We start from the raw sequence: 26,906 nt of genomic DNA, 5'->3' as shown, positions 1-26,906 counted from the left end.
TCTTAAGACCCAGGGGGACAGGCAGGTTGTCCTTTCTCTTTCTCACTCGGATTCCCTTGTTTGTGACTTAATTTAGGCTCTTTTCAAGATACAAGGGGAACAGGCCGTGTCCCGCTGGGACATATCGCCCCCGGCTAGGGGCGGACGTGGCAAAAGTACGGCGTAACGATCATCGCGTGGGCGCCTAAGCAACCGCCGAGGTTATTCGCCACTCTCGCGTCCCGACTCGTCGCCGGGTGGCGGCACCGTGGATTCCCCACTGCGCAGGCCCAGCCGGCCGCGGTGCTCCCAGACCCAGGAACCCCAGCGGATCAGGCCGCCGAGAATCGTGCGGGAATAAGGCTCGCCGTTGGCCTGCTGGAAACCCTCCTCCGCGATGCGGTAGCGCTCCCGCGCCCCGGCGTGCCCGCGCGCCGTGACCTCGCTTAAGCGGCGCAGGTGGCGCCGCCACTCCGGCCAGCGCTGTAAGATCGTGTCGATCGTCGCGGCATAGACCTCGAGGCTCCGCGGGATCTCGGCCCCTTTCGCCTTGAAGAAGGCCCCGACCATAATCCGCAGCGAAGGAACCTCCCCCGGCTCGCCCTCGGCGACCGCCGAACGCTCCTCGGCGCTGCGCTGAAACTGCTGCCGCAGGCCGGCCAGCCCCTCGAAAAACTCCTCCGGCACCGGCGCCTTCTCGCGCAGGGCCTCCCAGTGAGGCTCGAGGAAGGCCAAGAGCCGCGTGCGTCGCGAGGACGCCAGCGGCGGCACCTCCACGTGACCCGGCTCAGGCAATTGTAGGGCCTCGCGGTGGTTCCATAAAAATTCGCCCCAACGCACCAGGTTCCCCGCGTAGGAGTAGCTGTAGGGTTGCCCGTTCTCCTTCAAAAGAAAGCGCTGCGCGTATCGGGGGCGGGTCCATCCGGCGCGCGCTCCGCTCCCCTCGCCGTTCCTCGGGATCTCCGCGAGGTTGCGATAATGACCGCCCCACTCGGACCAGCGGTTGAAGGCGAAGTCGAGGACGTGGGCGTTGGTCAAGGCGCTGTCGTTGACCGTCCCACCTTTGATCTTAACCAGGCCTTCGCTGCGCAATCCGGAAAGGACGTAGCCGATCGTCACGGGGTCTCCCGATTCGCCGCGCAAGACGGGCTTGAGGTGCAGGAGCCTCAGGTAGATCTGCTCGATGTCGAGGCCGCGCAACTGCGCCGGAGCCAGGCGCAGGCGCTCCAGCGGCAGGGCCCGCACGAAATCGCTGGCCGCGGCGGCCATGGTGTAGGCCTGCAGCTGGGACCTGGGGAAATGCGGGTGCCAGCGCAGGGCGTCGACCAAGGTGGAGAGCTTGTAGCTGTGCTCCCGGCGCTCCTCAATGGCGGGCATCAGCTCGCGCAGGCGGCGGATCAGGCGATAGGGATCCGAAAAATGCTCCTTGCCGATCGAGCGCAGGCTGGGGGTTTGCAGGTAGAAATCCAAGGCGGAGGCGGCCGAGAGATATTGGCGCGTCTTCTCGAAGGGAATCCTCCCGCCGTAGGCGAGGGCTTGGACCAGGGTCCCGAGCGAGTAATTGTCCTGGCCCTGCTCGCGCGCCACCTCGGCGCGCAGGGCGTTGAGCCGGTAGGCGACCGTCTCGAAGTTGTCCGAGACCCCGCGGGCGAACTCGCGGCGCAGGATCGGGGAATTCTCGAAGAGGCTGTAGGCGAAGACGGCCCATTGCAGCTCCTCGGCGCGTTCGGCCGGGATGCTCCCCGCCTCGAGCTTGCGCCGCATCAGCTGCCAGAGACTGAGATCTTGGCCGCCGCGGCGCGAACGCTCGCGGCAACGCAGCAATTCCTGCACGATCTGGTAGGCGTTGCGCTCGCCCAACGGCACGGATCCTCGACGGCTTCCGTTGCCCCCCGCGGCAAGTCGTTCGCCGCGAGGTCTCCCGCCGCCGCCTTCCGGGCCCTGCATCATGAAGATATTCGGCAGCTCGCGGCCGCTTGGGCCGCCCGCCGGCGCCGCCATAGCGGCCTCGCCGAGCAGCCAGGTCGGGGCCCAGCCAGGACGCCGAGGCTCGCTCCCACTTCCTTCCGGTTCGCGCGCGAGCACGGCCCCGCGCAGCTCCAACTCGCGTTGCCAGGCCGCCAGCCGCGGCCCGCCCAGCTCGCCGGCCAGACGCCCGCCGACGTGGAATTGCAGCAAGGTCACCAGGGAATCCGCCCACAGGGTGTCACCGCTCAAGGCGGGGCGCAGGCCCGCGAGCTGCTCGAGGCGATGTCCGGCCACGATCCCAAAATAAGTGGAAATCTGCGGAATCAGAGTACGCGAAACCGGCCCCGCCCCCGCGTAGCGGACGGCCGCCGCGCCCAGGCCGCCGAAAAGCTTCAAGCCGCCGAGCGTGAGATAGGAACCGAGGATCTCATGGCCCAGCGGCGCCGCGGTCGCGGCTGGGTCTCCCAAGGCGAGGCGGGCCCCGCGGGCGGTCAGGGCGAAGGCCGGGGCCTCGAGGGCGAAGGCACCCAGGCCGGCGACAGCGCGGGCGCCGAAACCTCGCGAGAGGAGGCCCAGGCTGGGCGTCGCGGTGAGGCGGGCCAAGAAAGCGGCCCGCGAAAGCTGAAAGACGGTGGAGGCGACGCCCATCCCGGCCAGCATGGCGGGGCTCGAGGCCTCGCGGGCGAAGCGCCGGCCCAAAAATTCCAGTCGCGGCCCCAAGGCCCCCCGGCCCCGAATGGCATCCCATTCCTCTTGGGCCCGACGTGCCGCCGCGGGGGCCGAGTCCGCCGCCCGCCCGGCGATGAAGGCGTAGGCCGCCTGCGCGGCCTCCAGACGGTCCTCGGCGGCCAGACGGGTCGCCAGGGCGCCGAGGCCTTCGAAAACAAGCTGAGGATCGCTTTCCGCCTTCAAGGCCTCCAGCTCGGCGAGCGCTGCCCTGCCCCAAAGGACCTCGAGGCGGCGACCCTCCTCCGCTCCGCCGCGTAGGGAGTCGGCGCCCAGGCTGAAGGCCAAGAGGGCGTTGGTCTCCGACTCAGCCGCGATGGCGCCGGTCTCGGCCGCGCGGGGCGAGGCAAGGGCCCTTAGGGATGGAAATACAGGCGGGGACATGACCCGGAACTCCGAAATTCTTTTAAGACAAGGAAATCGGAGACTTATCGGCTTGGCTGCGACGAGGTTGCGCGTCCGCTTTCGTAAATAACCATAGTAATTTCATTAAGTTAGATCGGCAACTGAAAGGTGCCGATGCGGATGCTGGGTTTCCCCAACCTTCCAGTGATGTTGAGGGGATAGACGCCCTGGGGATTCTTCTGCTGCTCGATGATGAAGAGGAAGGGCAAGGCCTTGGCTAGGGCCTCGGCGATGGAAAAGCCGCCCTGGAGGGCGAGCCGGTAATCCCCGGCCTTGGCGCCCTGCAAGACCACGCGGCCGCTCAAGTCGAGATCGAGGTCCCCGCCCTGCAGCTTGATGGAGTTGAGCTCGAGGTTTTCTTTATTCACCTCGCCTCGGATCCCGGAGTCCTTGCCGCCGCTCAGCTTGATCTCGGGAATCTCCATCGAGGCCTCGGGCGAGCTGGGGTCGATCGAGACCCGCTTCGGTCCCATCGTCAGGTTGATCAGGGAGAGGTCTATCTTGCCGGAGTTTTTGGCCGCATCGGCGCGGTTCAACTGCAGGTCGATGTCGCCGTCCACGGTGCCGCTTAAGTCCAGCTTGGCCTTGGCGCCGATGACGCCCAAGTCCGAGATCGGAAACTGGTCGAAGCTAGCGGTCAGGCGCAGTTCGTCGCCGTCCTGTTGGAAATTGCCTTCCAGATCGCCCTTACTGCCCTTCAGGTAGAAGTCGAGGTTGGGACTCTTCGCCATGCTGGCCAAGGCGAAGGGCGAAAAACTCAGCTTGAGCTTGGGGGTCTTGAGCAGGACCTTCTCGCCCTCCCCCACGCCCTCGGAGACCTTCAGATTGTTAAAGGTGACGCTGCCGAAGATGCTGACGTCGAGCGAGCCGACGTCGAACTTGTAGCGGCCCTGCGTCTGGTTTTCGATCTCGGTGAGGATGCGGGACTTGAGTGCGTCGGTGGGGAAGACCCAGACCAGCCAGAACAGAAAGAAGAACAGGCCGGCCCCGACGTAGACGAGCATGCGAAACTTGGAGTTTTTCACGGCGCTCAACCTCCTCCGCCCGCGGGCGCCTCGCCGGCGGGCGCGGTGCTGACATAGGTGCTGATCTCGAAGTTGGCGTCGAACTGCTGGCGGTTGTCGTAGCGTGGCTTGAGCTGGAGTCGTTTGACCTGCAGACTCATGTCGCTTTGGCTTTCGATGCCGTAGAGGAATTCGATCAGCTGGCTCAGGCTGAGCCGGGACAAGCGGACCGCGACGACCATCTCTTCGAAGTCCTCGCCCGGCGTGCCCGGCATTTCCTTGAGCGAATCGATGTTCTGACCGATCCCGCTCTGGGTGGCGAGGGCTTCGAGCTTGGTGGTCAGCTGCACCTGCGACTTGGGCCGGATGCGGGATTCGACGGCCTTCATCTTGGCCTGGGCCTGCTGCAACTCGGTGATCTTGTCGACGACCTTGCTGACGTTCTTCTCGTGGCTTTGGATCTGGCTCTCGAGCTTGCTTAATCGCGAGGATCCGCAGGCGAAGGGAATGAGGATCAATAGCAGCAGGCCCACGCCGACGCCGACGCCCACCAGGATCTGCTCGCGCGGGGCGAAGCCGATGAAGGTGTTGTAGAGCTCTTCGAGGTTGAGCCGCTCTTTCCAGGAGTATTTTCCCGATTTCGCCATCCGTTGCGCCCTTACCCGCCGGTGACCACGTCGAAGGAGAGGCTGAACTTGATCTCGTCCCGCACTCCCTTGCGCACGTTGCCCGTCTGCACGTTTTTGAAGATCTTCACCTTCTCCATGGAAGCCTTGACCTTGTCGACGCCCTCGTAGGAGACCGTGCGCCCCTCGAGCCGCACCCGCTCGGGCGCGATGTTGAGGTCGTCGATGTCGACGATCAGCTCGTCGCGCGGCGGCATCGCCCCCGAGATCATCTTTAGCAATTCGAGGGCGCTGACCGAGCCGCCGCCCTCCACCCGCTTGAGCTTCTCGGAGATCGCCGAGATGCGGCCGTCGAGCACGGTGACGGCCTGCTTGGCCGACTGGGCGCCGCCCTTGGGCAGGTCGGGGACCGAGGCCTTGACCATCTTGGCGACGTTTTTATTCATCTTGTCGACCTGCGAGGAGAGCGTCATGTAGGCCATGATGAAATAAGCCAGGGCCAGGACCGCCACCGAGGCGGCGACCAGGCCGATGCGCTTGAGCGAGCCGCCGATCTGCTCGATGTCTTTCTTGTAGGCGTAGTCGCCGCGGCGGAAATTGATCTTGGCGCCCTTGTTCGGGTAGACCGCGCGCAGCGCCTCGGCGAAGGCGGTCGGGATCACGTGCCGCGCGCCCTCGCGGTCGTGCAGCTCGGTGAAGCTGTCGTCGAGCACGTCGAGCTGGCTGACGTTGATGTTGAGGCGGCTGGAGAAGAAAGAGTCGATGCCGAGCAGCCGCGAGCTGCCCCCGGAGAGGTAGAGGGCCTCGATGGGGCGCTCGCCGGACTCGTAGAAGGCGAACAAGGTCTGCTTCAGTTGCTGCTGGAGGTCTTCGACGCTGGCGTAGATCGCCTTGAGGCCGGGGTCTTCGGCGCCCGCCAGGACCTGGCCTTTGGCGTGCTTCCAGGCCTCGGCCTTGTCGTAGGGAATCTCGAGGGCCTTGGCCACCGCCTGGGTGAGGTGATGGCCGCCCCAGCTCAGGCAACGCAGTCCCTTGATCTTGTTCCCCTCGAGGATCATCAGGTTGGCCTTGCTGTGGCCCAGGTCCAAAAGGGCGTACTGGCCCTCGGGCGGCAGAAATCCCGGGAAGCTCAGGTAGGAGAGGTCGACCGTGTCGATCCCCATGTAGCGGGGGTCGATCCCGCTGGTCTGGATCTGGGTCAGGAAGCGCTTGAAATCGGCGTCCTTGAGATAGGCCACCAGGACTTTGGACTCCTGCGGCGTGCTCGAGAGGATCGTGTAGTCGAACAGCACCTCCTCGATGTCGAAGGGGATCAGGGTCTCGAGCTCGAACTCGAGGGTCTGGTCGATCTTCTTGACGTTGCCGAAGGGCATGCTCAGCGTGCGGAAGGAGGCCAGGCTTCCGGGGAGGGAGACGACGCAGGTGTCGTAGTTGATCGCGTTTTCTTGGACGAACTTAGTCAGGGCCGCCGACGCGGATTGCTCGTAGCTGAGCACTTCCTCGGCGACCAGGGGCACCTCGAAGAAGTTGACGAGCTTGAACTCGCCGAAGCCGCGTTCGACTTGGGCGATCTTCACCGAATAGCTGCCGAGGTCGATGCCGAGGACGGTTTGGGCCACTATTCGACCCTCCAATACAGCATCGTCCAGCGGTTGGGGTTGGGATTGCTGGTGTCGAGGACGGTCTTCAATTTGACCTCGGTCTCGCCGACGGTGCCGATGCCGATGACGGAGAAGATTTTGTTTTCGTTTTTGACCATGTCCGTAAATTTATCGCTCTGCCCCAGCCCGGCGCCGCCGCCCGAGGTGGCCCCGGTCAGCGTCGAAGTCGGACCTCCCGCCCGCGCCGCGCTGGAAGGACTTGGGGTATTTTCGGGCTGTACCACCCCCAAGGCCTGGTCCAGGCTGTTTGCCATAGCCTGGGTGTCCGGGCAACTATTTAGCACGGCGTCGAAGGCCTTGGTCAACAACTCGATGTTGTCGTCCCGGACCGGCTCCATCCGGGGGTTGTTCTCGGTGTAGGCCAGGATCAGGGACTTCACCAAGGGGTCCTTGGCCCGGCACACGAAGATCTTCTCGTCGCCCCCGTAGACGGTGACGTAAGGCTTCAGCTTCTGGAAGATATCCTCGGTCATCCCCGGCACCGTCATGAGCTCTTCCACGGAGAGCAGCTTGGCGTTTTTCATCGTGACCTGGAGACCGCCGCCCACGCCTTCCCGGCCGCGCTCCTGGCCGCCCGGCTCGTTTTGGGCGTCGTCCTTGTCGATGTAGTCGGCGATGTTCTGCGCCAGGTCCTTGGCCCCGCGGAACTTGTCCTCGAAGAGCCCCTTGAACTCGTCGGTCAGGAGGAGATGATACAGCGTGCTCTTGAGCCGCTCATAGCTTTTTTGCGTGGGCTGAAGGTTGAAAAAGGCGTTGACATTGAGCTTGGCGTCTTCTTCGCCGATCTCGGAGGCGAAGTTCCCCTCGAAGGCCAGGAAGGACTCCGCCCCCTTGAGGTTGAAGCCGCCCAAGGCCTCGCCGCCCCCCGCCGCGGGGCTACCCTCCGGGGCGGCCTCGCCCCCCTCCTCGCCCTCGCCCCCTTCCGGGGCCGCCCCCCCTTCCATCTGGGCGACGCCGCGCAGGATCTCGGAATTCAGCGGGATCATCTCGTAGAGGGGCTGGATCTGGATGGTACGTCCCAGCTTGTTGCTGGCCTCGCCGGCGAGTTTGCGGGCCTCCTTGTCGAATTTCAGGATCAGCTTGCTGAAATTGAGCGCCGACTCGGCCAGGTAGTAGGCCTGAACCCGGTCCTTCTGGTTGAGGGCCAAGTTGTAGGTCACGTTGCTGTTGTAGGCGAACTCGACGACCAGGCTGCTCAGGATGGCGAGCGAGGCGAGCACCATCAGCAGGGCGATGCCCCGGGCGGAACGGCGATTCGGTTTTGGAGCCGTGGTGCGCATCTTAGAAAGAAATCGGCTTCGTCATCCGGATCGGGGCGATCGTCGCGAAGACGGTCTTTTGCTCTTCCTCCGGGAGGAAGGCCTCGATGGTGATCTTGACGGCCTGCGGCAGCTGGTTGTTGAAATCGATGGACTTCGAGTCCCAGGTCTTCTTGAACTCGCCCGACTTGGGATCGAGATACTCGAAACTCAGGCTCTCGACGTTCTCCAGCAGGGGAAAGGCGGTGCCGCCCTCCTGGAGATTTTTGTCGATCTTGGTCGCCTCGCGCCGCATCAGCATGTTCCGCCCCGCCTCGTCGGGCATGGGCACGAGGTAGTAGCTCACCTCGGCCAGATCGCTCTCCTTGGCATCGGCGATGAAGCGCTGGTGCGAGAAGCTGACGAAATCCAGGCGCGACTCCCCGCCCTCGAAGGCGTATTCCCCGTCGAAGGTGAGCCCCAGCAGGTCCTTGCTCTTCACCATGATCGCCATGTCGAGGTCCTCGGAAATGCGGTTGAGGGCCTGCACCACCGAGTGGTTGGCGTCGTCGCGGTCCTCGGTGCTGGCCTTGCTGTTGAGGGTCTGCTGGGCGGCCACGAACATGCCCAGGGCCATCGCCGCCAGGATGGACATGGCGATCATGACTTCGAGGAGTGTGAACCCTTTTTGTCCCAATTGCGACTTCATTGCAGTTTTGCGATGTGCGTCGTCACCACCAGGGTTTGGTCCTCCTCCAGCTCCTGCCAGATGACCTTGGTGGTGATCTCGCGCACCGATTCGCTGATTTTTTTAGTGACCATCTTGGCCAAATTTTCCGTCGCCGCCTGCGGAGCCTGGTTGGCGGCGCCGGGCTCTTTCCCATCGCTGGTGGCGGGCCCGCCGCCGGAGGCATCCCCTCCTTCCTGGCCGGGGGCCTGCACCACCGGAATCTCGACCTTGCGCACGGCGAATTCCCAGCGGAAGCGCTCGAAAGGCGGTTCGAATTCGCCCTGGTCGTTGATCTGCTCGTCGGGAAACTTGCCCTTATCGAGGTCCTTCTGCAGTTCGATCATCTTTTCGGTCATCTTCTGCCGCGCCAGCATCGAGGCGGTTTGGATGTTCTCGGCGCGACCGCTGGCGCGCAGCGAGTTGCCCTGGGCAGCGTAGATGCTGAGCAGCGAAATGGAGAGGATGGAGAGCGAGATCATGATCTCGATCAGCGTGAAGCCCGCGGAGCCGGCGGTCCTGCGCCTCATGACGAGCCCTCCTGCGGCTGCGGAACGAGCTCTTCCGGTTTGGCCTCGTAGTACTCGCTGCGGATCTTGGACCGACCGGTCAGGGGATTCACCTGCAGGGAATAAAAGCTCTGCTCGTCTTCGTCGGTCAAGTTGACGACCAGGGGCTCGACGAAGCCGTTGGGGAAGAAATAGGCCTCGACTTTGCCCCTCTCCTGCCGCTCTTTGTGGTGCATGACGAAGACGTCCTTGAACTTGATCCCCGCCGGCAGCTTGGTCGTCTGGACCAGCATGCCCTCCTCGCCGGTGAAACCCGCGGCGGGCGTGGCGCCCGGTTCGCCCTCGGCGGGGGCCTCGTCCTTGGCGGCGTTCTTTTTGGGATCTTCCTCGATCATGCGGACCAGGAAGGGCTCGGTGCTGGATTCGACGGCGTAGCTCTGCTGGTCGAGGTCAAAGACCAGGCGGTAGTATTTATTTTTGACGGCGGCCTCGTTGTAGAGGAATTTGATCGTGCCTGCCAGCTTGGCGGATTGCTCTCGGAGCTTGGCCTCGTTGCCGGGAAAGAGGATGGCCACGCCCATGCCCATCATCAAGGCGATGATGAGCACGACGATCATGATCTCGATCAGGGTGAAACCCCGGGCGTCGGACCTTTGAAGACGCATTCCCCAGCCCCTCAAAAAAAAGGCCTTGCCGCGGGGGCTCATAAGAAGCCCCGGCGCCAGGCCCAAGAAAATTTCAAATCCACGCAGGCTCGGATCGACGGCCCGGCCCGCCCCTACTCCGTCTTTGCCTCTTCCTTGACCTCGTAATTGGTGATGTCGGCGTCGAAGCCTTCGCCGCCCTCCTGCCCGTCGCCGCCGTAGGAGATGATCTCGATCTTGTGCCCGGCCGTCCCCGGCGAGGCGTAGATGAAATCGTTGCCCCAGCCGTCCTTGGGCACGGCCTTCAGGTAGCCGTCGGGGGGATAGTTGTCGGGAACCTTGCCTACCGTGGGCTTCTCGACCAGGGCGGAGAGGCCCTGCTCGGTGGTGGGGTAGGAGCCGTGGCGGCGCTTGTATTGGTCGAGGGCGCCCTCGACGTTCTTCATTTGGATCTTGGTGGTCTCGACCTTGGACTCGTCCAGATAATTCAAGACGTTCACCGTGACCAGGGCCGCGATCGAACCGATGATGGCGACGACGACCATGATTTCGATGAGGGTCATACCGGCCTGGCTGCGAAGGACTTTGGCGACACCCCTGAAAGACATATTTCCCCTCCTGTCCATAACGGGACGATAATGGCTTAACGTAACAGATCTGGGTTCCGTTTTAAAATATTCAATATTTTTAGCAAGTTATTTCAATCAGTTCCGCTACCCACCCCGTGGGACCGGCTAGCGGACCATCTGGTTCATCTTCAAAATCGGCAATAAAATCGAGAGGACGATGGCCGCGACGACGCCGCCCATCACCACGATCATCAGGGGCTCGAGCAGGGTCGTCAAGGTGGAGACCTTGGTCTCGACCTGGTCGTCGTAGGTGTCGGCCACCTTCTCGAGCATGGTCTCGAGCTCGCCGGTCTTCTCGCCAATGCCGATCATGTGGGTCACCAGGGGCGGAAACTGGCCGCTGCGTTTGAGCGGCTCGGCGATGGATTCGCCCTCCTTGACCGAGTTGCGGGTCTCCTCGATGACCTCCGTCAGGACCACGTTGTCGACGATGCCCTTGACGATGTCGAGGGAGGGCATCAGCTGGACGCCCGCGCCCAGGAGGGTCGAGAGGGTCCGGCAGAAGCGGCTGACGGCGATCATCCGGAACATGTCCCCGAAGATCGGCATCCTCAGGCTCATCTTGTCGAAGAACTTCCGGCCGTTGGGCTTGACCTTGTACTTCTTGACCGCGTAGAAAATGATCGCGACCACGATGATCGCGATATACCAATAATTTTGCAAAAAGCCGCTGATCCCCAGCATGACGCGGGTCGGGAGCGGCAAGGTCGCTTTCGCGTCCTCGAAGATCTTGGCAATCTTCGGGACGACGAAAACCAGGAGGAAGCTCATCAGGACGATGCCGACCACGCCCATGACGACCGGGTAGGTCAGGGCGCCTTTTACCTTGCTGTTCAGGCGGGCCTGGCCCTCAGTGAAGTCCGCAAGCCGGACCAGGACGGTGTCGAGGGCGCCCGAGACCTCGCCGGCGTGGACCATGTTGATGTAGAGATCGCCGAAGATGTGCGGGTAGGCGCGCATGGCGTCGGCCAGCCGGATACCCTCGCGGACCTTCTCGCGGATCTCGGAGAGGGCCGATTTGAGGGTGGGCTGCTCGATCTGCTCGACCAGGGCGGAAAGGGCGTCGACTAAGGGGATGTTGGCGTTGATCAGGGTCGAGAGCTGCCGCGTCATATTGGCGACGTCGTTGACCTTGGGCTTGTTGAAAAATTTCTTCAGGTCGAAGCCGCCCGCCGACCCGATCGCGCCGCTCCCACTTTTGCCGCCCTCGACCACTTCGGTGGGAAAGACGTTGATCTTGCGCAGCTTGGCCCGCGCCGCCTTGAGGTTTTCGGCGTCGATGATGCCGGCGGTCTTCTTGCCGGCGGCGTCCATTCCTTTGTATGAAAATACGGGCATCGGAATATTGAGTCGATATCAGGGCTTGAAGCGGTTCGGAAGCCTCGTCGGTTTTTAACGCGCCAACCGGCGGGAAGGTTTGGGGACAATCCCCTCCTCCAGGGATCAGCCGCGGACGACGTCCTCCTGCGTGACGCGGAGGATCTCCTCGATCGTCGTCTCCCCCTGCAGGACCTTGTCGGCGGCGACCTCGCGGAGGGTCTTCATGCCCTTCTCCATCGCCTTCTTCTTGATGCTAGGGGCGTCGGCGTTCTTCATGACCATCGCGCGCACCTCATCGTCCATCATCATGATCTCGTGGACGCCCAAACGGCCGGAATAGCCGGTGTCCAGGCAGGCGGAGCAGCCCTTGGCCTTGTAGACGAACTTGTCCGCAACGTCTTCGCGCTTCAGCCCCAGCTGCATCAGCTCGAAGTCGCTGGGCATGTAGCGCTCGCGGCACTCCTTGCAGATGGTGCGGACCAGGCGCTGGGCGATGATGCCGATCACCGAGGAGGCGACCAGGAAGGGCTCGACGCCCATGTCGATCAGACGCGTGGCCGAGGAGGCCGAGTCGTTCGTATGCAAAGTCGAGATGACCAAGTGGCCGGTCAGCGAGGCCTGAATGGCGATCTCGGCGGTCTCTTTATCGCGGATTTCGCCGATCATCACGACGTCGGGGTCCTGGCGCAGGATGGACCGCAGCGCGCTGGCGAAGGTGAGATCGATCTTGGGGTTGACCTGGATCTGGTTGATGCCCGGCAGCTGATACTCGACGGGATCCTCGACCGTGATGATCTTGAGGTCGGTGGTGTTGATCTGCGAGAGCATCGCGTAAAGCGTCGTCGTTTTACCGGAACCGGTGGGCCCCGTGACCAAGATGATGCCGTGGCTGCGGTTGATCAGGTCGAGCATCATATCGAGGGCCTGGCCCTGGACGCCGATCGCACCCAGGTCGAGCAGGACCTTGCTCTTGTCGAGCAGACGCATGACGACCGACTCGCCGAAGCTGGTGGGCAGGGTCGAGACGCGGATATCGATGTCTTTTCCGGCGATCTTGATGCGGATGCGGCCGTCCTGCGGGAGGCGCTTCTCGGCGATGTTGAGATTCGCCATGATCTTGATGCGCGAGATGATCGAGTTTTGCACCTTCTTGGGCGGGTGCATGATGTCGTAGAGGACGCCGTCGATGCGGAAACGGACGACCAAGTCCTTCTCGAAGGGCTCGATGTGGATGTCGCTGGCCTTCTGCTTGACCGAGCGGAACAAGAGCGAGTTGACCAATCGGATGATCGGCGCCTCGTCATCGGCCTCGAGCAGATCGACCGGCTCTTCCAGCTCTTGGGTGATGTTGTCGAGGTTTTCCTCCTGCAGGTCGCTCATCACCGTGCGGTCGGCGCCCGTGCTGCGGTTGTAGACGGTGTTGATCGCGTCGGTGATCTGGGCGCTGGTCGCGATCATGGGCCGGATATTGGTGTTGTAGATCATCCGCAGGTCGTCGAGGGCCGGGATGTTGCAGGGGTCGGAGATCGCAACCTCGACCCGGTCGGCGTACTTGGCGAGCGGGATCAACTCGTTTTTCTTGGCGAAATTGATCGGAACCGGATGGGCCGCCTCGCTGGAGATGTTCTCGGGGTCGATGCTGCTGAGATAGGGGATGCCCAATTGGATGCTGACGGCCTTGAGGATGTCTTCGGACTTGAGAAAACGCAGCTGGATCAAGGCCTCGCCCAGGCGTATGCCCTTTTCCCGCTGGACCAAAAGCCCCTCTTCGAGCTGGGCCTCGGTTAAGGCGGTGTTTTCGAGAAGGATGTTTCCCAAGCTTTTATCGAGCATACCCGTTACCCCGTTCGTTTTGGTGGGGATATCTTAGCACGACGCGCGGCCGCCAAAGCAAGGCCTATAGCCGTACCAACGCCCTAACGCGCGTCGTCGGTCTGCGCCGCTTGGAGCAGCTGTTGGTCGTGGTCGGTCAGACGCGAGGAGTCGCTGGAACCTCGCGAACCGGACGAGGAGCCGGAGGAATCCGGATTCGTATCGATCGGGACCACTCGGGTGCCGGTGTCGTTTTGGAACTCCCAATCCACCCGCTGGATATCCCTGCGGAATTCCAGCAAGTCGGCGGCGTGGTTGCGGATCGACTGACGGATGACCTTCTGCTGGCCCTTGCCGTAGTTCTGGGAAACGAACATGTTCCGCTCTTCGACCTTCTTTTGCAGGATTTTCAAGAAGTCCTTGGAATCTCGGATGATGAAGGGCCGCAGGAAGACCAGGATATTGGTCTTGGCCTTGGTGGTCTTCTTGTTCTTGAAGAGGTTGCCGAAGATCGGGATGTCGCCCAAGAAGGGGACCTTGGCCGTGGTGATGGTCACCTTGTCGTCGATCAGGCCGCCGATGACGATGGTCTGCTGATCCTTGGCCGCGACCACGGTCTCGACGGAGCGCTTCGTCGTCGTAGGACCGAGGGAAGTCAGGACGGTCTCGGAGGCGCCGGGGACGACCGAGCTGATCTCCTGCTTGAGCTTGATCTTGACGACGTCGCCCTCGTTGATCTGCAGGGTCATCTTGCGCTTGATACCGACGTCCTCGCGGGTGACGTTGAAGGTCGTGTTGCCGCCCGGGGTCAGGGTGGTGCCCGAGGGGAAGGGCTGGGTGGCGCCGACGACGATCTCGGCCTCTTCGTTGTCGAGAGTCAGCAAGTTGGGCGTCGAGAGCACGTTGACGTCGGTGTCGGTCTGCAGGGCGTTGAGGATGACGCCGAAGGTCGGGATCTCGAGGTTGGTGACCGTGCCGTCGGCGTTGGTCACCGGAATGGTCTGGGTCGTCTGGCTGACGACGCCGGCCGCGAGGCCGCTTAGGGCCGCGGCCGAAAGACCCGCCGCCGTGCCGCCCAAGGAGGATCCGAAGCCCAGGGTCGGGTTGCCACCCAGGTTGAACTGGCCGCCGCCCTGGCCGCTGACGCCCAGGGTGCGGTTTTTGTCGATGGTCAATTCCATGATGACGACTTCGACGTAGACCTGCTTGCGCGGGATGTCGAGCTTGTCGATGACCTCTTTGGCCAGCGTATTGTAGTCCTTGGCGGTGGCGGTGATGATCAAGGCGTTGGTGTTTTCGTCGGGGGCAATCTTGACGCCGCCCTCGAACTCGGCGGTGACCTCGGTGGCGGCCGCCTGACGGCCCGGCGTGGCGCCTCCCGGCGGCGTGCCGGCGGCGGTCTGGCGGCTGGCGGTGACCGAGCTGGCGGTCAGGGTGCTCAGCACCTGGGCAAGGTCTTTGGCGTTGGCGTGCTTGAGGTAGTGGACGTGGATCTTGCCCTCGGTGCCGGCCTCGAGCTTGCGGTCGAGCCGGGCGACCAGTTCGCGGACCTTGGTCAGGGCGCGTTTGCTGGCCAGGACGATGACGGAATTGGTCCGGTCGTCGGGGATGATCTTGGAGATGTAGGGGGTCTCTTCCAGCTCGGGACCCCGCGCGGCCGGCCGGCGGGCGGCGGCCGTGGTGGCGGCGCCCTTGCCCTTCAGGTCGTCGGCGTAGAGCTCGTTGATCTTATTGGCGACGTCCTTGGCGCCGGCGAAGCGCAACGGAATAATGTCGATGGTCTCCGAGGGCCCTTCTTGATCGAGCTCCCTCATGATCTTGAGCAGCCGGTCGATGTTGCTGCCGGTGTCGGTGACGATCAGGGTGTTGGTGGCCGGATAGGCGAAGAGATTGCCTTCTTTGGAGACCAGGGTCTTGACGGCGTTGGACATCTCGAGGGCCGAGATGTTCCTCATTTGAATGAGCCGGGTGATGAAGGCGTCGGTCACCGGGCTGTCGTCTTTGTAGATGGGCAGCGGATTTTGCAGGGCCTCTTTCATCGGGATGACCTTGACCAAGTCGCCGGGGGCGTTGACGACGGTGAAGCCCAGGACCTCGAGGGCCGAAAGGAAGGCCTGGTAGGCCTCCTCGATGGTCATCTTCTTTTCGGAGATGATCGTGACCTTGCCGCGGACGCTTTGGTCGACGAGAAAATTTTTGCCCGTGACCTTGGCGATCTGCTTGATGATCTCGCGGACGTCGGTATCGACGGCGTTGAGATAGAGGCCCTCGTCGGCGCCGGGGCCGGGCGTCGCCCCGGGGGCGGCCGCCCGCGTCTCGGCGGTCGGCTTGACGGGAACGGCCTTGGGGACGTTCAACTCTTCGTAGCTGGAACCGGGCTGCGGCGGCGGAGGGACTTGGCCGGAAACCGTGGCGGCCGTCACCGTAAGGCAACCCATAAGTAGAATTTGAGCTAGTCGGGATTGAGATCGCATCGCGTCCGTTCTCCTTAGATTGCAGGCCCGGTTTTTTGAGCCGATGAAAAACTTGATCGAATGAAAGTGGCTGGAAATAGGCCCAGGGTCTGGGGCTTAAGTAGCAAATGAAGGGGTAATATAAAAGGAAAAAATGATTCTCTTAGCTGGGTTATGGGAGGATCGCCAAAATAATGGCGCTCACTGGATGTCGTATTCGAGGGTGGTCTTCTTGCCGTCCCGGACCAGGTCGATGGAGATGCGGTTGGAGTCCTTCAACTGCCCGAAGATCTCCATCCCCCGCTTCAGGTCCATCTCCTGGCCGTTGATGCGCTCGAGGACGTCGTTGCGCTTGAGGCCCAGCTTAGCAAAAATCGAGCCGCCTTTGATGCTGAGCAGCTTGAGGCCGGCGGATTTTCCCCCTTGAAACTGGGGGACGGCCCTAATCTGGGTGAAGAGCTGGTCCAAATTGGCCAGGGCGGCCTCCAGCTCGCCGCGATCGACGACGAACTTGCCCTGCTCCAACTGCTGGACCCCTTCCCCGCTGGGCGGAGTGCCCCCCGCGGCGGGCTTGTCCAGGGCGGAGACCGGCTTGGTCGTGGTCAGCCCGGAGCCGAACTTCTCGATCTCGGCGTACTCGAGCCGCGGGCCGTTGATGAACTCGATGCGGTCCGGGAGAATCTTGGTGATCTTGACCCCGGGCGCGAACTGCTTCTCGTCCTCGACGGTGTAGGTGTCGGTAGCCGCGCCCTGTCCGCCCTGGATGGTCGCGGTGGAGCGCTTGTCGGTCCCGGCGCCGACGGAGAAGGTGCTGATCAGCTTGATGTTGAGGGAGGTCTTGGTCGCGGGGGCGTTGAGGTCCAGCTCGGTCGGCGTCGGGGTAGCGGCGGAAACCTCGGGGGCCAGCTCCCGCGAGTCGAAAATATTGCGATCGAGGACCACCTTGTAATCCTCGAAACCGGCGCGCGGCTTGAGGGGGGCCGAGGCGACGTTGACGCGGGAGACCTCGAGGTTCTTCTCGATGCGCAGCTTGGAGGCGATCAAGGTGGAGGCCATCTTGGCCAGGAAGAAGGTCCCCACGAAGATGAGAAACAGGTAGACGACCCAAAGGTACTTTTTAAAGAGAAGTCCCACGATTATCTCTGCCTTAGCGACGCACGGAAGCCTGAAAGGGTTGTACATTCCATCGGGGCGACGGCTCCCTTCCGCCGACTTCCAAGCCGCAGGAGCCTAACCTATCGTAATCCTTGGTAGATGACGGAATAGCGCCTTCGATATTTACACAAAATTCTACAACGGGCCTAGGAAATAATCGCGGCTCGAAGCGCCCTCAGCCCACCGAGGCGGAATTCCAGCTCTCCTCCCGCTCGGCCTGGGCCGCGCCCTTGCCATGGTAGCTCTGCAGGCTTTGGACGTTGAAGCCGCGCTTGGTGATCGATTCGATCCCGCTCACCGCCGCATTGGCCGCCGCCGTCGTGGTGAAATACGGGATGCTGTACTCGAGAGCGGTGCGCCGGATGGAATAACTATCCTGGGCGGAGTTTTTCCCCAAGGGGGTATTGATCACGAGGGCCACCTCCCCCGCCTTCAGCCGGTCGACGACGTGGGGCGAGCCTTCGCCCACCTTGTTGATGGCCTCGCAGGGAACGCCGTTTTCCAGGAGGTAGCGCTGGGTGCCTCGGGTGGCCAGGAGGCTGAAACCCAAGTCGCGGAGCTTGCGCGCCGCCGGCAGGATGAAGGGCTTGTCGTGGTCGTTGACGCTGACGAAGGCCCGGCCGCGCAGCGGCAGCAGCGTGCCCGCGGCGATCTCGGCCTTGGCGAAGGCCGCGCCGAACTCGCGGTCGATGCCCATGACCTCGCCGGTGGACTTCATCTCGGGCCCGAGCAGGGTATCGACGCCCGGGAACTTGGCGAAGGGCAGCACGGCCTCCTTCACCGAGAGGTAGCTCGGCACCACCTGCTTGGTGAAGCCCTGCTTCTTGAGGCTGATCCCCGCCATCGCCTTGGCGGCGATCTTGGCCAGGGGGTGGCCGATTGCCTTGCTGACGAAGGGCGCGGTGCGACTGGCGCGCGGATTGACCTCAAGGACGTAGACCGTCCTCCCCTGGATGGCGAACTGAACGTTCATCAGACCGACCACCTTGAGGGCGCGTGCCATCAGGATGGTCTGGCGCTGAATCTCCTCGGCGAGCTCGCGGTCGATGGAGTGCGGCGGCAGGCAGCAGGCGCTGTCGCCCGAGTGCACGCCGGCCTCCTCGATGTGCTCCATGACGCCGCCGATCACGACGTCCTTGCCGTCGCTGAGGCAGTCGACGTCGATCTCGATGGCGTCCTCCAAGAACTTGTCGATCAGGATGGGGTGCTCGGAAGAGGCCTTCACCGCCTCCTTCATATAGCGGGACAACGACTTGTCGTCGTAGACGATCTCCATCGCGCGCCCGCCCAGGACGTAGGAAGGCCGCACCACGACGGGATAGGCGATGCGCTTGGCGACCTTGAGGGCCTCGGCCAAGGAGCGGGCGGTGCCGTTGGGCGGCTGCTTGAGCTTGAGCTTCTTGAGCAGGGCCTGGAAGCGCTTGCGGTCCTCAGCGATGTCGATGCTGTCGACGGAGGTGCCCAGGATGCGGAACTTCGCGTTGTGGATGGCGTGGGCCAGCTTCAGCGGCGTCTGGCCGCCGTATTGGACGATGACGCCCCAGGGCTTCTCCCGCTCGAGGATGTTGAGCACGTCCTCCTCGGTCAGGGGCTCGAAATAGAGCCGATCCGAGGTGTCGTAGTCGGTCGAGACGGTCTCGGGGTTGCAGTTGACCATGATGGTCTCGAAACCCGCCTCGCGCAACGCCAGCGAGGCGTGGACACAGCAGTAGTCGAACTCGATGCCCTGCCCGATGCGGTTGGGACCGCCGCCTAAAATGACGATCTTTTTCTTGTTGGTGACGCGGGCCTCGTCTTCCTGCTCGTAGGCCGAATAAAGGTAGGGCGTATGGGCCTCGAACTCGGCGGCGCAGGTGTCGACCCGCTTGTAGACCGGGTTGAGCTTGTGCTTCTTACGCAGGGCCCGGACCTGCTGCGGCTTCTTGCCGAGCAGCTCGCCCAGACGTCGGTCGCTGAAGCCCATCTGCTTGGCCTCGCGCAAGAGGGGCGCGAAGGCCTTCGTCGCGGCCTTCTTGGCGTTCTTTTTAATCACGCCCTCGGCCTCGACGATGTCGCGGATCTGGGCCAGGAACCAGGGGTCGATGGCGCTCAGCTTGTAGATTTCCTCGTCGCTGAAGCCCAGGCGCATCGCGTCGGCCACGAACCAAAGCCGCTCGGCATTGGGCACCTTGAGCTTCTGGGCCACCAGGGCCTTCGTCGCCGCGTCGGCCTTCGGCTTGACCTTGGGCTCGAAGCCGGCGCTGCCGATCTCGAGGGAGCGCAGGGCCTTCTGCAGGCTCTCTTTGAAGGTGCGGCCGATGGCCATGACCTCGCCCACCGACTTCATCTGGGTGGTCAACGTCGCGTCGGCGGTGGGAAATTTCTCGAAGGTGAAGCGCGGGATCTTGGTGACGACATAGTCGATGGTCGGCTCGAAGGCCGCCGGGGTGTAGCGGGTGATGTCGTTTAAGATCTCGTCCAGGGTATAGCCCACCGCCAGCTTGGTGGCGATCTTGGCGATGGGAAAGCCGGTCGCCTTGCTGGCCAGGGCGCTGGAGCGGGAGACGCGGGGATTCATCTCGATGGCGGTGAAGCGTCCCGTCTTGGGGTTGACCGCGAATTGGATGTTGGAGCCGCCCGTGTCGACGCCGATGGTGCGGATGATCTTGAGCGAGGCGTCGCGGAGCTGTTGGTATTCCTTGTCGGTCAGCGTCTGCGCGGGGGCGACGGTGATGCTGTCGCCGGTGTGGACGCCCATCGGGTCGAGGTTTTCGATCGAGCAGATGATGACGACGTTGTCCTTCGTGTCGCGCATCACCTCGAGCTCGAATTCCTTCCAGCCGAGCAGCGATTCTTCGATGAGCAGCTGCCGCACGGGCGAGGCGTCGAGGCCGATGCGGACGTATTCGCGGTATTGCTCCATGTTGTAGGCGATGTTGCCGCCGGTGCCGCCCAGGGTGAAGGCGGGGCGGATGATCGCTGGGAAGCCGGTCTCCTGCACGACCTCGAGGGCCTCCTCGAGGCTGTGGGCCAGGCCCGACTTGGGCACGTCGACGCCGATGCGCAGCATGGCCGCCTTGAACTCGGCGCGGTCCTCGGCCATCTTGATGGCGCGCAGGTTGGCGCCGATCAGCTCGACGCCGTACTTGTCCAAAATACCCATGTCGCCCAGCCGCACGGCCAGGTTGAGGGCGGTCTGGCCGCCCAGGGTGGGCAACAGCGCGTCGGGCCGTTCCTTCTCGAGGATGCGCGCGACGATTTCGGGCGTCATCGGCTCGATATAGGTGGCGTCGGCGAACTCGGGGTCGGTCATGATCGTCGCCGGGTTGGAGTTGATCAGGACCACCTGGTAGCCGTCTTCCTTCAGGGCCTTGATGGCCTGGACGCCGCTGTAGTCGAATTCGCAGGCCTGCCCGATGACGATCGGGCCGCTGCCGATGAGCATGATTTTTTTTAGGTCGGTGCGTTTGGGCATATTAACTCTTCGAATCCATCATGTTGCGGAATTGTTGGAACAAATAGAGCGAATCGTGCGGCCCCGGCGAGGCCTCGGGGTGGTACTGCACGGCCATCACGGCGTCTTCCTCGCGGCTGAAGCCCGAGACCGTGTTGTCGTTGAGGTGGACGTGGGTCAGCTGCCCCACCTTGCCGAGCGATTTGGGGTCGATGGCGAAGCCGTGATTTTGGGCGGTGATCTCGACCTGGCCGCTCTGGAGATTTTTGACCGGCTGGTTGCCGCCGCGGTGGCCGAATTTGAGCTTGTAGGTCTTCGCGCCGAGGGCCAGGCCGAGGATCTGATGACCCAGGCAGATACCGAAAAGCGGGACCTTGCCGATCAGCTTCTTGGCGTTGTCGATGCCGTAGCTCACCGCGGCCGGGTCGCCCGGGCCGTTGCTCAAGAACACCCCATCGGGCTTCTCGGCCAAGACCTCCTCGGCCGGGGTGGTCGCCGGGACCACCTTCACGTCGCAGCCGGCGTCGACCAAGTTGCGCAGGATGTTCTTCTTGATGCCGAAGTCGTAGGCGATCACCTTGCGGCGCAGTCCCGCCGCGGGGGCCGCCGCCCCGCCGCGCTCCACCGAATAGGTGCCTTCCTTCCAGACATAGGGCTTCGCGCAGGTCACCTCGCGGACCAGGTCTTGTCCTTCCATCGAGGGGAGCTGCTTGGCGCGCTTGCGGAGGCTCTTTAAGTCGAAATCGGTCGTCGAGATCAGGCCCGGCTGGGCGCCCTTGTCGCGGATGTGGCGGACCAGGGCGCGGGTGTCGATGCCCTCGATGCCGGGGATCTTGTAACGCTTGAGATAGTCGCCCAGCGACTCCTTCGCGCGGTAATTGCTGTAGGTCCGGGAGTACTCCTTCACGATGAAGCCCTCGACCTGGGGCGCGGCGGACTCGACGTCGACGGCGTTGACGCCGTAGTTGCCTATCATCGGGTAGGTCATCGTGACGATCTGCCCCTTATAGGAGGGATCGGTCAGGATCTCCTGGTAGCCGATCAGCGAGGTGTTGAAGACGACCTCACCGCTGGCCTCGCCGGCGTAGCCGAAGGAGTAGCCCTCGAAGTGGGTGCCGTCTTGGAGCATCAATATAGCTTTGTCTTTTTTGAGCAGCATAGAATTTCCGAGGAATGTCTTTTAATAAATTAATAAATCGTTACAGGGCATGCACCCATCTCCCCCCCACCCACGTCGCGACCGCCCTCCCCTTCAACTCCCAGCCCTCGAAGGGACTGTTGCGGCTCTTGGAAAAGCCCTCCGCCGCACGATAGGTCCAAAGGCCCTCCAAATCCAACAAGGCGACATCCGCGTCGGCGCCCACTTTAAGCCCCTGGTAGGGCCGGCGCAAGACCGCGAGCGGCTTGGCGGTGAGGGCCTCGACCATCCGCGCCAGGCTGATCGCCTTTTGCTCGACCAACCGCAAGGCCAGCGGCAAGGCCGTCTCGAAGCCCAGGATGCCGAAGGCGGCCTGGTCGAACTCGGTCTCCTTGTCGACGGTCGCGTGGGGCGCGTGGTCGGTCGCGATGCAGTCGAGGGTGCCGTCGGCCAAGCCCGCGACGACGGCCCGGCGATGTTCTTCGCTGCGCAGCGGGGGACACATCTTGGCGTGCGTGTCGTAGCCCTCGCAGGCCTGATCGGTCAAGGTGAAGTGGTGCGGCGCCGCCTCGCCCGTCACGGGCAGGCCGGCGCGCTTGGCCTGACGGATCAACTCGACGCTGCCCAGGGTGCTGACGTGGGCGACGTGGAGGCGGCAGCCGGTCAGGCGGCTCAAATAGATGTCCCGGGCGACGATGATGTCCTCGGCCTCGGCGGGCATGCCCTTGAGGCCCAGGCGACAGCTGACCTCGCCCTCGTGCATGGCCGCGCCGCGCGCCAACTCGGCGTCGACGGAATGCGTGAGCACCGGCAGGTCGAAGCCCCGGGCGTAGTCCATGGCCAGGCGCATCAGCTGGCTGTCCATCACGGTCATCCCGTCGTCGGAGACGCCGACGCAGCCGGCCTGCTTCAGCTCGCCGATCTCGGCGAGTTCCTTGCCCTGCAGGCCCTTGCTGATCGCGCCGATCGGCAGGACTCGGACGCTGGCCTTCTCGCGGGCCTTGTTCAGGATGTATTCGGTGACCGCGGCGTTGTCGTTGACCGGGTTGGTGTTGGCCATGCAGCAGATCGTGGTGAAGCCGCCGGCGGCCGCCGAGCGGGTGCCGGTCTCGACGGTCTCTTTGTGCTCGAAGCCGGGCTCGCGCAGGTGGGTGTGCAGGTCGACGAAGCCGGGTACCAGGACCTTGCCCTTCCCCTCGATAGTCTTGAAATCCCCCTGCGGCTTGAGCCCCGCGCCCAAGGCCTCGATCTTGCCCTCACGCAGCAGGACGTCTCCGACTTGGTCGAGGCCCAGCGTCGGGTCGAAGATTCTCGCGTTCTTGATGAAATAGGCTTCGCTTTTCACTCTCTATCCTTATTCGTTCTTCACGTTCTCGATTTCGCCAGCGAGCAGGTACAACAAGGCCATCCGCACCGCCACCCCGTTCTTCACCTGGTCGAGGATCAGCGAGTACGGACCATCGGCCACCTCGGGCGAGATCTCGACGCCGCGGTTGACGGGCCCGGGGTGCATGATGACGACGCCGGGCTTGGCCCGCTTCAGCAGCTGCGGGTTCAGGCCGTAAAACCGGGAATACTCGCGCAGGCTGGGAAAGGGCGTCCGGTCGAGGCGCTCGCTTTGGATCCGCAGCATCATGATCACGTCGAAGTCGGGCAGGACCTCGGCCAGGTCGTAGCTGACGTCGACCCCCAGGGCGGCGATGCCGGCGGGGATCATGCTCTTCGGCCCCACCACCGTGACCTTGGCCCCGAAGGTCTTGAGGCCGCGGATGTTGGAGCGGGCGACGCGGGAGTGCGCGATATCGCCGACGATGCCGACGCGCAAGCCCTCGATCTTCTTTTTATGGTCGCGGATGGTGAGCAGGTCGAGCAGGGCCTGGGTCGGGTGCTCGTGGGCGCCGTCGCCCGCGTTGATGATGCGGGCGCGCTGCAGGATGCCGGCAACCGCGTGGGGCGCCCCCGCCGAGGGGTGGCGCACGACGAGGATGTCGGGCGACATGGCCACCAGGTTTTTGGCCGTGTCCAGCAGGGTCTCTCCCTTGGTCGCTGAGGAAGAGGACTTGGAGATATTGATGACGTCGGCGGAGAGGCGCTTGCCGGCGATCTCGAAGCTGGTGCGGGTGCGGGTGGAATTCTCGAAAAAGAGGTTGATCACGGTCTTGCCGCGCAGTGCGGGGACCTTCTTGATCGCGCGGCCGCCGACCTCGCGGAAGGTGTCGGTGGTTTGGAAGATGAACTCGATCTCTTCCCGGCTTAGGTCCGACATGCTCAGGATATGTGGTGTCTTGAGCGACATATTACCTTTATAGTTTCGCGATCACGACTTGGTCTTGACCGTCGGTCTCTTTCAGCCTCACCTTGACGACCTCGTCGTCGGGGACTTGCAGGGTCTTGCCGCAGAGGTCGGCTTGCAGCGGGATCTCCCGCCCGCCGCGGTCGACCAGGGCCAGCAATTCGACCTTTTTGGGACGCCCCAGGTCGAAGAGGGCATCCAGGGCCGCGCGCACGGTGCGTCCGGTATAAAGGACGTCGTCGACCAAGAGGACCCTCGCCCCGTCCACCGGAAAGGGCAGGACGGTCTCTTTGACGACCGGCATGTCGGCCACGGTGCTCAGGTCGTCGCGGTAGAGATTGATGTCCAGGATGCCGATGGGCTCGGGGCTTTTAAGCAGGGCCGCCAGCCGCCGGGCGATGGGCACGCCGCGGGTATGGATGCCGACGATCTTATAGGCGCCGTCGCTCCCCTGCCGCTCGGCGACCTGGGAGGCCAGGCGCTGCAGCACGGCCTCGAGCTGTGAGGCGTCCATCAAGATTTTTTCCGAGGTGTTTGCCATGCTTGTCCCGCGGAAGGCCCGAGCGGATAAAAAAAAACCTCCCGCTACCGTGGGAGGTTTTTGAAAATCCGTTCCAGCGCCTTCTTTTTCTTTTTCATTTCTTGCCAGGGCTTGACCTGCACTCGTCTCTCCTTGAAATCGCCCTTTGCGCGGCTAAATCGCGTCAAATTGCCGGAGCCTTATTTCGTCGGTCCGCAGGTGTCAATGGCTTTTTGCCGAAAGCTACATATCGCCCGAAATTTCGGGAAATCTTATCGCCAATTCGGTTTGTTTGCCACCCCCGACGGTGAGGTTGGCCGTCTTGGTGTATTTCTTCAGGGCGGTGGCGGTGAGGGAGTATTTGCCGGGTTTGAGGTCGACGACGATCCAGGGCGCGTCGCAGTCGGTCTCGAAGACGAGGTTGCCCTGAGCGTCTTTGACGCTGAGTTGAATATAAGAGACGTAGGCCCGCCCGCCGGTCGTGAACATGAGCTTGGTGGAGTATTTCCCCCATCGCGGGTCCTCTTTGGATTCGGCCACCCCGGTGCAGGCGAACTTGAGGTCTTTATAGGTAAGCTCTTGATCCTGGGCGACTTGAGCCCTACCCGACACAGGCAAAATCCAAAAGACACACCCCAAGACCAGGACCCAAAAACGTGACAAGCGGCTCATAAGCATCTCCTTTATATTCCGATGACCTCAAGCCCTTGCGACCGCGCCGCCAATCCCAGTTCACGATCATGGGTGGCAAAGACGAAATCCGCCCCGTGCTTCTCCCTCCATAATAGGGCGGTCGCCAAATGAATGCCGTCGAGAGTCCCCAGAGGGAGGTGCATCCCCAACTCAGCCCGGTCCAAAACTCGAGCGGTCAAGGGAAGCACGCCTAGGTGGTCCAAGAGCCGGTGGAGGGCGGAAAACCTCTCGGAAACCTCTTCGGCGGACAATCCCCCGCGCAGGCGAATCCGGTCGACGGTTCGGAAGCACTCCAACCGCAGCAGGCGGCTCGAGAAGCCCTGCTTGATTTTTGTCCATTCTTGGAGAGGGTTCGGTTCCCCAAACACGTGCCTTAAGACCACGGAGCTGTCGAGGTAACAGATCAACGTCGACGCCTTTCCGCCAGCAGGGCTTCGACCGCTTGGTAATTTTTCTTGAGCGTAGGTGCCTTGAGCTTCGCCAGGCCGGCGTAACCCTTGTCCGGTTCCACCAGCTCAAAGGCTTCTTCGGCGCCTTCGCGATATGGCAGCAAGCGGCCGATAGGCGTCTCGCGATCGGTGATGACCACCTCCGCCCCGTGACGAACGCGCTTTAAATAAGCGCTGAGTTTGTTGCGAAACTCGGCGACCTTGACCTGAATCATGCCTCAATATAGCCATTTATGTACACGAGTGTCAATCAGCGAGCCTGGAATGCCCCGGGCGAATTCGTCAATAGGAAAGGATATCCCCTGCCCATGGGCAGATTGAAGGGGAAGGAGCGGAGCAAGCTCGGATAGGGTTTATACCCTATCTCACGGTTTGCCCGGCCACAACCTGGCCGGTTTGCCCGCTTGCTCCCCCTGGGTTTTCGCTCGCTCGGAATACTCCGAGCGAGCGAATAGAGCCGGGAAACGGACTTGAACCGTCGACCTACTGATTACGAATCAGTTGCTCTACCAACTGAGCTATCCCGGCTAGGATTCGGAGGATTCGCGCAGTCACCCCGCGAAGGATCCGAATTTCTTAAACCTTTTCACAACGCCCCCCGGGATTCAACCGGAAAATAGGGTCGACAGCCCCAAGTCGCGATGCTAAGCGGACGCATGGATTTGAATTCCCTCGGAAAGCAATCGACTCCCGAGCTGTTCATGACCTTATTGAAAGTGATGGACGAGCTTCGCGGCCCCAAGGGCTGCCCCTGGGACAAGAAGCAGACCCCCGACTCCCTCGTCCCCTGCCTCCTCGAGGAGACCTACGAGGTCATCGCCGCCATCGACGCCAAGGATCCGAAGCAGCTCAAGGAAGAGCTGGGAGATCTGCTTCTGCAAATCGTCTTCCACAGCCGCATCGCCTCCGAAGAAAATTCCTTCCGCATCGACGAGGTCCTAACCCACCTCATCGAGAAGCTGGTCCGCCGCCACCCGCACGTCTTCGCCGAGGGCGAGGTCCACGAGGCAGAGGAGGCCCTGCGGCAGTGGGAACAGATCAAGGCGGCGGAGAAGGACCCCAACGAGTCGCTGCTCGCCGGCGTCCCTGTACAAACGCCCGCCCTCGCCCGCGCCTATCGCCTGGGCGCCAAGGCCTCGCGGGTCGGATTCGATTGGCCCGACGCCCAGGGCGTCCTCGCCAAGGTGAACGAAGAGCTTCAAGAACTGCATGAAGGAATCCGCGCAGAGAACCAGGATGCCGTCGAAGAAGAGTTCGGCGACCTGCTCTTCTCCCTCGCGCAAGCGGCGCGCTTTCTTAAGATCAACCCCGAGGAGGCCCTGCGCAAGAGCACGCTCAAATTTCAGCGGCGCTTCGAAAGGATGGAGCAAAAGCTCCGGCAAGGCGGCAAAAGGCTCCAAGATTGCACGGCGGAGGAATTCGACAGACTCTGGCAAGAGGCCAAGGCGTTGTCCTGAATCATTCACAGGCGCTGTTAAGAAGCTGTGAAAAAGTCGGTGAATAATTTTTTTCCCGCGACGCGGG

General features: G+C 62.8%; 20 protein-coding genes, 1 tRNA gene and 2 pseudogenes. 1 reads left to right on the top strand and 22 read right to left on the bottom strand.

Translation table 11 applies throughout. The features are described from left to right. Positions 1-201 precede the first annotated feature (201 nt). The 22 genes and pseudogenes from FBR05_05160 to FBR05_05055 form a co-directional block, all read right to left on the bottom strand. Positions 202-3,057, bottom strand: coding sequence for a hypothetical protein (locus FBR05_05160; GenBank protein MDL1871572.1), 2,856 nt, complete (start codon positions 3,055-3,057; stop codon positions 202-204). Between the two features lie 110 nt (positions 3,058-3,167). Next, the gene (gene gspN, locus FBR05_05155) at positions 3,168-4,103 is read right to left on the bottom strand and encodes a type II secretion system protein GspN (GenBank protein ID MDL1871571.1); all 936 of its coding nucleotides are present in this window, start codon (positions 4,101-4,103) and stop codon (positions 3,168-3,170) included. Positions 4,104-4,108: 5 nt separating this feature from the next. After that, on the bottom strand, positions 4,109-4,729 hold the full coding sequence (locus FBR05_05150; GenBank protein MDL1871570.1) for a hypothetical protein: 621 nt from the start codon (positions 4,727-4,729) through the stop codon (positions 4,109-4,111). 11 nt (positions 4,730-4,740) lie between these two features. After that, positions 4,741-6,477: a hypothetical protein gene (locus FBR05_05145; protein ID MDL1871569.1), complete on the bottom strand. Its 1,737-nt coding sequence runs from the start codon at positions 6,475-6,477 to the stop codon at positions 4,741-4,743. Continuing rightward, positions 6,327-7,649: a hypothetical protein gene (locus tag FBR05_05140; protein ID MDL1871568.1), complete on the bottom strand. Its 1,323-nt coding sequence runs from the start codon at positions 7,647-7,649 to the stop codon at positions 6,327-6,329. The genes FBR05_05145 and FBR05_05140 overlap by 151 nt, the downstream gene beginning before the upstream one ends. Position 7,650: 1 nt before the next feature. Continuing rightward, positions 7,651-8,316 (bottom strand): prepilin-type N-terminal cleavage/methylation domain-containing protein, encoded by a 666-nt coding sequence (locus FBR05_05135; protein ID MDL1871567.1) that lies wholly within the window; start codon positions 8,314-8,316, stop codon positions 7,651-7,653. Continuing rightward, positions 8,313-8,864 carry a prepilin-type N-terminal cleavage/methylation domain-containing protein gene (locus FBR05_05130; GenBank protein MDL1871566.1) on the bottom strand — a complete coding sequence of 184 codons (552 nt, stop codon included), beginning with the start codon at positions 8,862-8,864 and terminating at the stop codon, positions 8,313-8,315. The genes FBR05_05135 and FBR05_05130 overlap by 4 nt, the downstream gene beginning before the upstream one ends. Further along, positions 8,861-9,550, bottom strand: a complete 690-nt coding sequence (locus FBR05_05125) for a type II secretion system protein (protein MDL1871565.1) — start codon at positions 9,548-9,550, stop codon at positions 8,861-8,863. The genes FBR05_05130 and FBR05_05125 overlap by 4 nt, the downstream gene beginning before the upstream one ends. A 71-nt stretch (positions 9,551-9,621) precedes the next feature. Continuing rightward, positions 9,622-10,095: a type II secretion system protein GspG gene (gene gspG / locus FBR05_05120; GenBank protein MDL1871564.1), complete on the bottom strand. Its 474-nt coding sequence runs from the start codon at positions 10,093-10,095 to the stop codon at positions 9,622-9,624. Between the two features lie 126 nt (positions 10,096-10,221). Next, entirely contained in the window at positions 10,222-11,454 is a 1,233-nt protein-coding gene (gene gspF, locus FBR05_05115; protein ID MDL1871563.1) for a type II secretion system protein GspF, read from the bottom strand. 105 nt (positions 11,455-11,559) lie between these two features. Beyond that, positions 11,560-13,625 (bottom strand): annotated as a pseudogene (gene gspE, locus FBR05_05110) (type II secretion system protein GspE). A gap of 27 nt (positions 13,626-13,652) precedes the next feature. After that, positions 13,653-15,722: pseudogene (gene gspD, locus FBR05_05105) on the bottom strand (type II secretion system protein GspD). A gap of 180 nt (positions 15,723-15,902) precedes the next feature. Continuing rightward, positions 15,903-16,835, bottom strand: coding sequence for a hypothetical protein (locus tag FBR05_05100; protein MDL1871562.1), 933 nt, complete (start codon positions 16,833-16,835; stop codon positions 15,903-15,905). Between the two features lie 196 nt (positions 16,836-17,031). Continuing rightward, entirely contained in the window at positions 17,032-20,310 is a 3,279-nt protein-coding gene (gene carB / locus FBR05_05095; GenBank protein MDL1871561.1) for a carbamoyl-phosphate synthase large subunit, read from the bottom strand. 1 nt (position 20,311) lies between these two features. Then, positions 20,312-21,448 (bottom strand): glutamine-hydrolyzing carbamoyl-phosphate synthase small subunit, encoded by a 1,137-nt coding sequence (gene carA / locus FBR05_05090; GenBank protein MDL1871560.1) that lies wholly within the window; start codon positions 21,446-21,448, stop codon positions 20,312-20,314. A gap of 40 nt (positions 21,449-21,488) precedes the next feature. Beyond that, positions 21,489-22,772, bottom strand: a complete 1,284-nt coding sequence (locus FBR05_05085) for a dihydroorotase (GenBank protein MDL1871559.1) — start codon at positions 22,770-22,772, stop codon at positions 21,489-21,491. A 9-nt stretch (positions 22,773-22,781) separates the two neighbouring features. Continuing rightward, positions 22,782-23,723: an aspartate carbamoyltransferase catalytic subunit gene (locus FBR05_05080; GenBank protein ID MDL1871558.1), complete on the bottom strand. Its 942-nt coding sequence runs from the start codon at positions 23,721-23,723 to the stop codon at positions 22,782-22,784. Positions 23,724-23,730: 7 nt separating this feature from the next. After that, on the bottom strand, positions 23,731-24,261 hold the full coding sequence (gene pyrR, locus FBR05_05075; protein ID MDL1871557.1) for a bifunctional pyr operon transcriptional regulator/uracil phosphoribosyltransferase PyrR: 531 nt from the start codon (positions 24,259-24,261) through the stop codon (positions 23,731-23,733). A 222-nt stretch (positions 24,262-24,483) separates the two neighbouring features. After that, positions 24,484-24,912 (bottom strand): hypothetical protein, encoded by a 429-nt coding sequence (locus FBR05_05070; protein MDL1871556.1) that lies wholly within the window; start codon positions 24,910-24,912, stop codon positions 24,484-24,486. A gap of 11 nt (positions 24,913-24,923) precedes the next feature. After that, on the bottom strand, positions 24,924-25,340 hold the full coding sequence (locus FBR05_05065) for a type II toxin-antitoxin system VapC family toxin (GenBank protein ID MDL1871555.1): 417 nt from the start codon (positions 25,338-25,340) through the stop codon (positions 24,924-24,926). Then, positions 25,337-25,597: a type II toxin-antitoxin system prevent-host-death family antitoxin gene (locus FBR05_05060; GenBank protein ID MDL1871554.1), complete on the bottom strand. Its 261-nt coding sequence runs from the start codon at positions 25,595-25,597 to the stop codon at positions 25,337-25,339. The genes FBR05_05065 and FBR05_05060 overlap by 4 nt, the downstream gene beginning before the upstream one ends. 237 nt (positions 25,598-25,834) lie before the next feature. After that, a tRNA-Thr gene (locus FBR05_05055) sits at positions 25,835-25,910 on the bottom strand. Positions 25,911-26,083: 173 nt separating this feature from the next. Between FBR05_05055 and mazG the strand changes: the two genes are divergently transcribed. Then, on the top strand, positions 26,084-26,839 hold the full coding sequence (mazG, locus tag FBR05_05050; GenBank protein ID MDL1871553.1) for a nucleoside triphosphate pyrophosphohydrolase: 756 nt from the start codon (positions 26,084-26,086) through the stop codon (positions 26,837-26,839). Positions 26,840-26,906: the final 67 nt, after the last annotated feature.

The sequence above is a fragment of the Deltaproteobacteria bacterium PRO3 genome (genome assembly GCA_030263375.1).
GTDB lineage: Bacteria > UBA10199 > UBA10199 > DSSB01 > DSSB01 > DSSB01.
Note: the sequence above shows the minus strand (reverse complement) of the source record. Positions and strands in the feature narration are given on the sequence as shown.

Coding starts and splice junctions, on each gene's coding strand:
- FBR05_05160 (MDL1871572.1), bottom strand. CDS start 3,057: ATGTCCCCGCCTGTATTTCCATCCCTAAGGGCCCTTGCCTCGCCCCGC.
- FBR05_05150 (MDL1871570.1), bottom strand. CDS start 4,729: ATGGCGAAATCGGGAAAATACTCCTGGAAAGAGCGGCTCAACCTCGAA.
- FBR05_05140 (MDL1871568.1), bottom strand. CDS start 7,649: ATGCGCACCACGGCTCCAAAACCGAATCGCCGTTCCGCCCGGGGCATC.
- FBR05_05135 (MDL1871567.1), bottom strand. CDS start 8,316: ATGAAGTCGCAATTGGGACAAAAAGGGTTCACACTCCTCGAAGTCATG.
- FBR05_05130 (MDL1871566.1), bottom strand. CDS start 8,864: ATGAGGCGCAGGACCGCCGGCTCCGCGGGCTTCACGCTGATCGAGATC.
- FBR05_05125 (MDL1871565.1), bottom strand. CDS start 9,550: ATGAGCCCCCGCGGCAAGGCCTTTTTTTTGAGGGGCTGGGGAATGCGT.
- gspG (MDL1871564.1), bottom strand. CDS start 10,095: ATGTCTTTCAGGGGTGTCGCCAAAGTCCTTCGCAGCCAGGCCGGTATG.
- gspF (MDL1871563.1), bottom strand. CDS start 11,454: ATGCCCGTATTTTCATACAAAGGAATGGACGCCGCCGGCAAGAAGACC.
- carB (MDL1871561.1), bottom strand. CDS start 20,310: ATGCCCAAACGCACCGACCTAAAAAAAATCATGCTCATCGGCAGCGGC.
- carA (MDL1871560.1), bottom strand. CDS start 21,448: ATGCTGCTCAAAAAAGACAAAGCTATATTGATGCTCCAAGACGGCACC.
- FBR05_05080 (MDL1871558.1), bottom strand. CDS start 23,723: ATGTCGCTCAAGACACCACATATCCTGAGCATGTCGGACCTAAGCCGG.
- pyrR (MDL1871557.1), bottom strand. CDS start 24,261: ATGGCAAACACCTCGGAAAAAATCTTGATGGACGCCTCACAGCTCGAG.
- FBR05_05070 (MDL1871556.1), bottom strand. CDS start 24,912: ATGAGCCGCTTGTCACGTTTTTGGGTCCTGGTCTTGGGGTGTGTCTTT.
- FBR05_05060 (MDL1871554.1), bottom strand. CDS start 25,597: ATGATTCAGGTCAAGGTCGCCGAGTTTCGCAACAAACTCAGCGCTTAT.
- mazG (MDL1871553.1), top strand. CDS start 26,084: ATGACCTTATTGAAAGTGATGGACGAGCTTCGCGGCCCCAAGGGCTGC.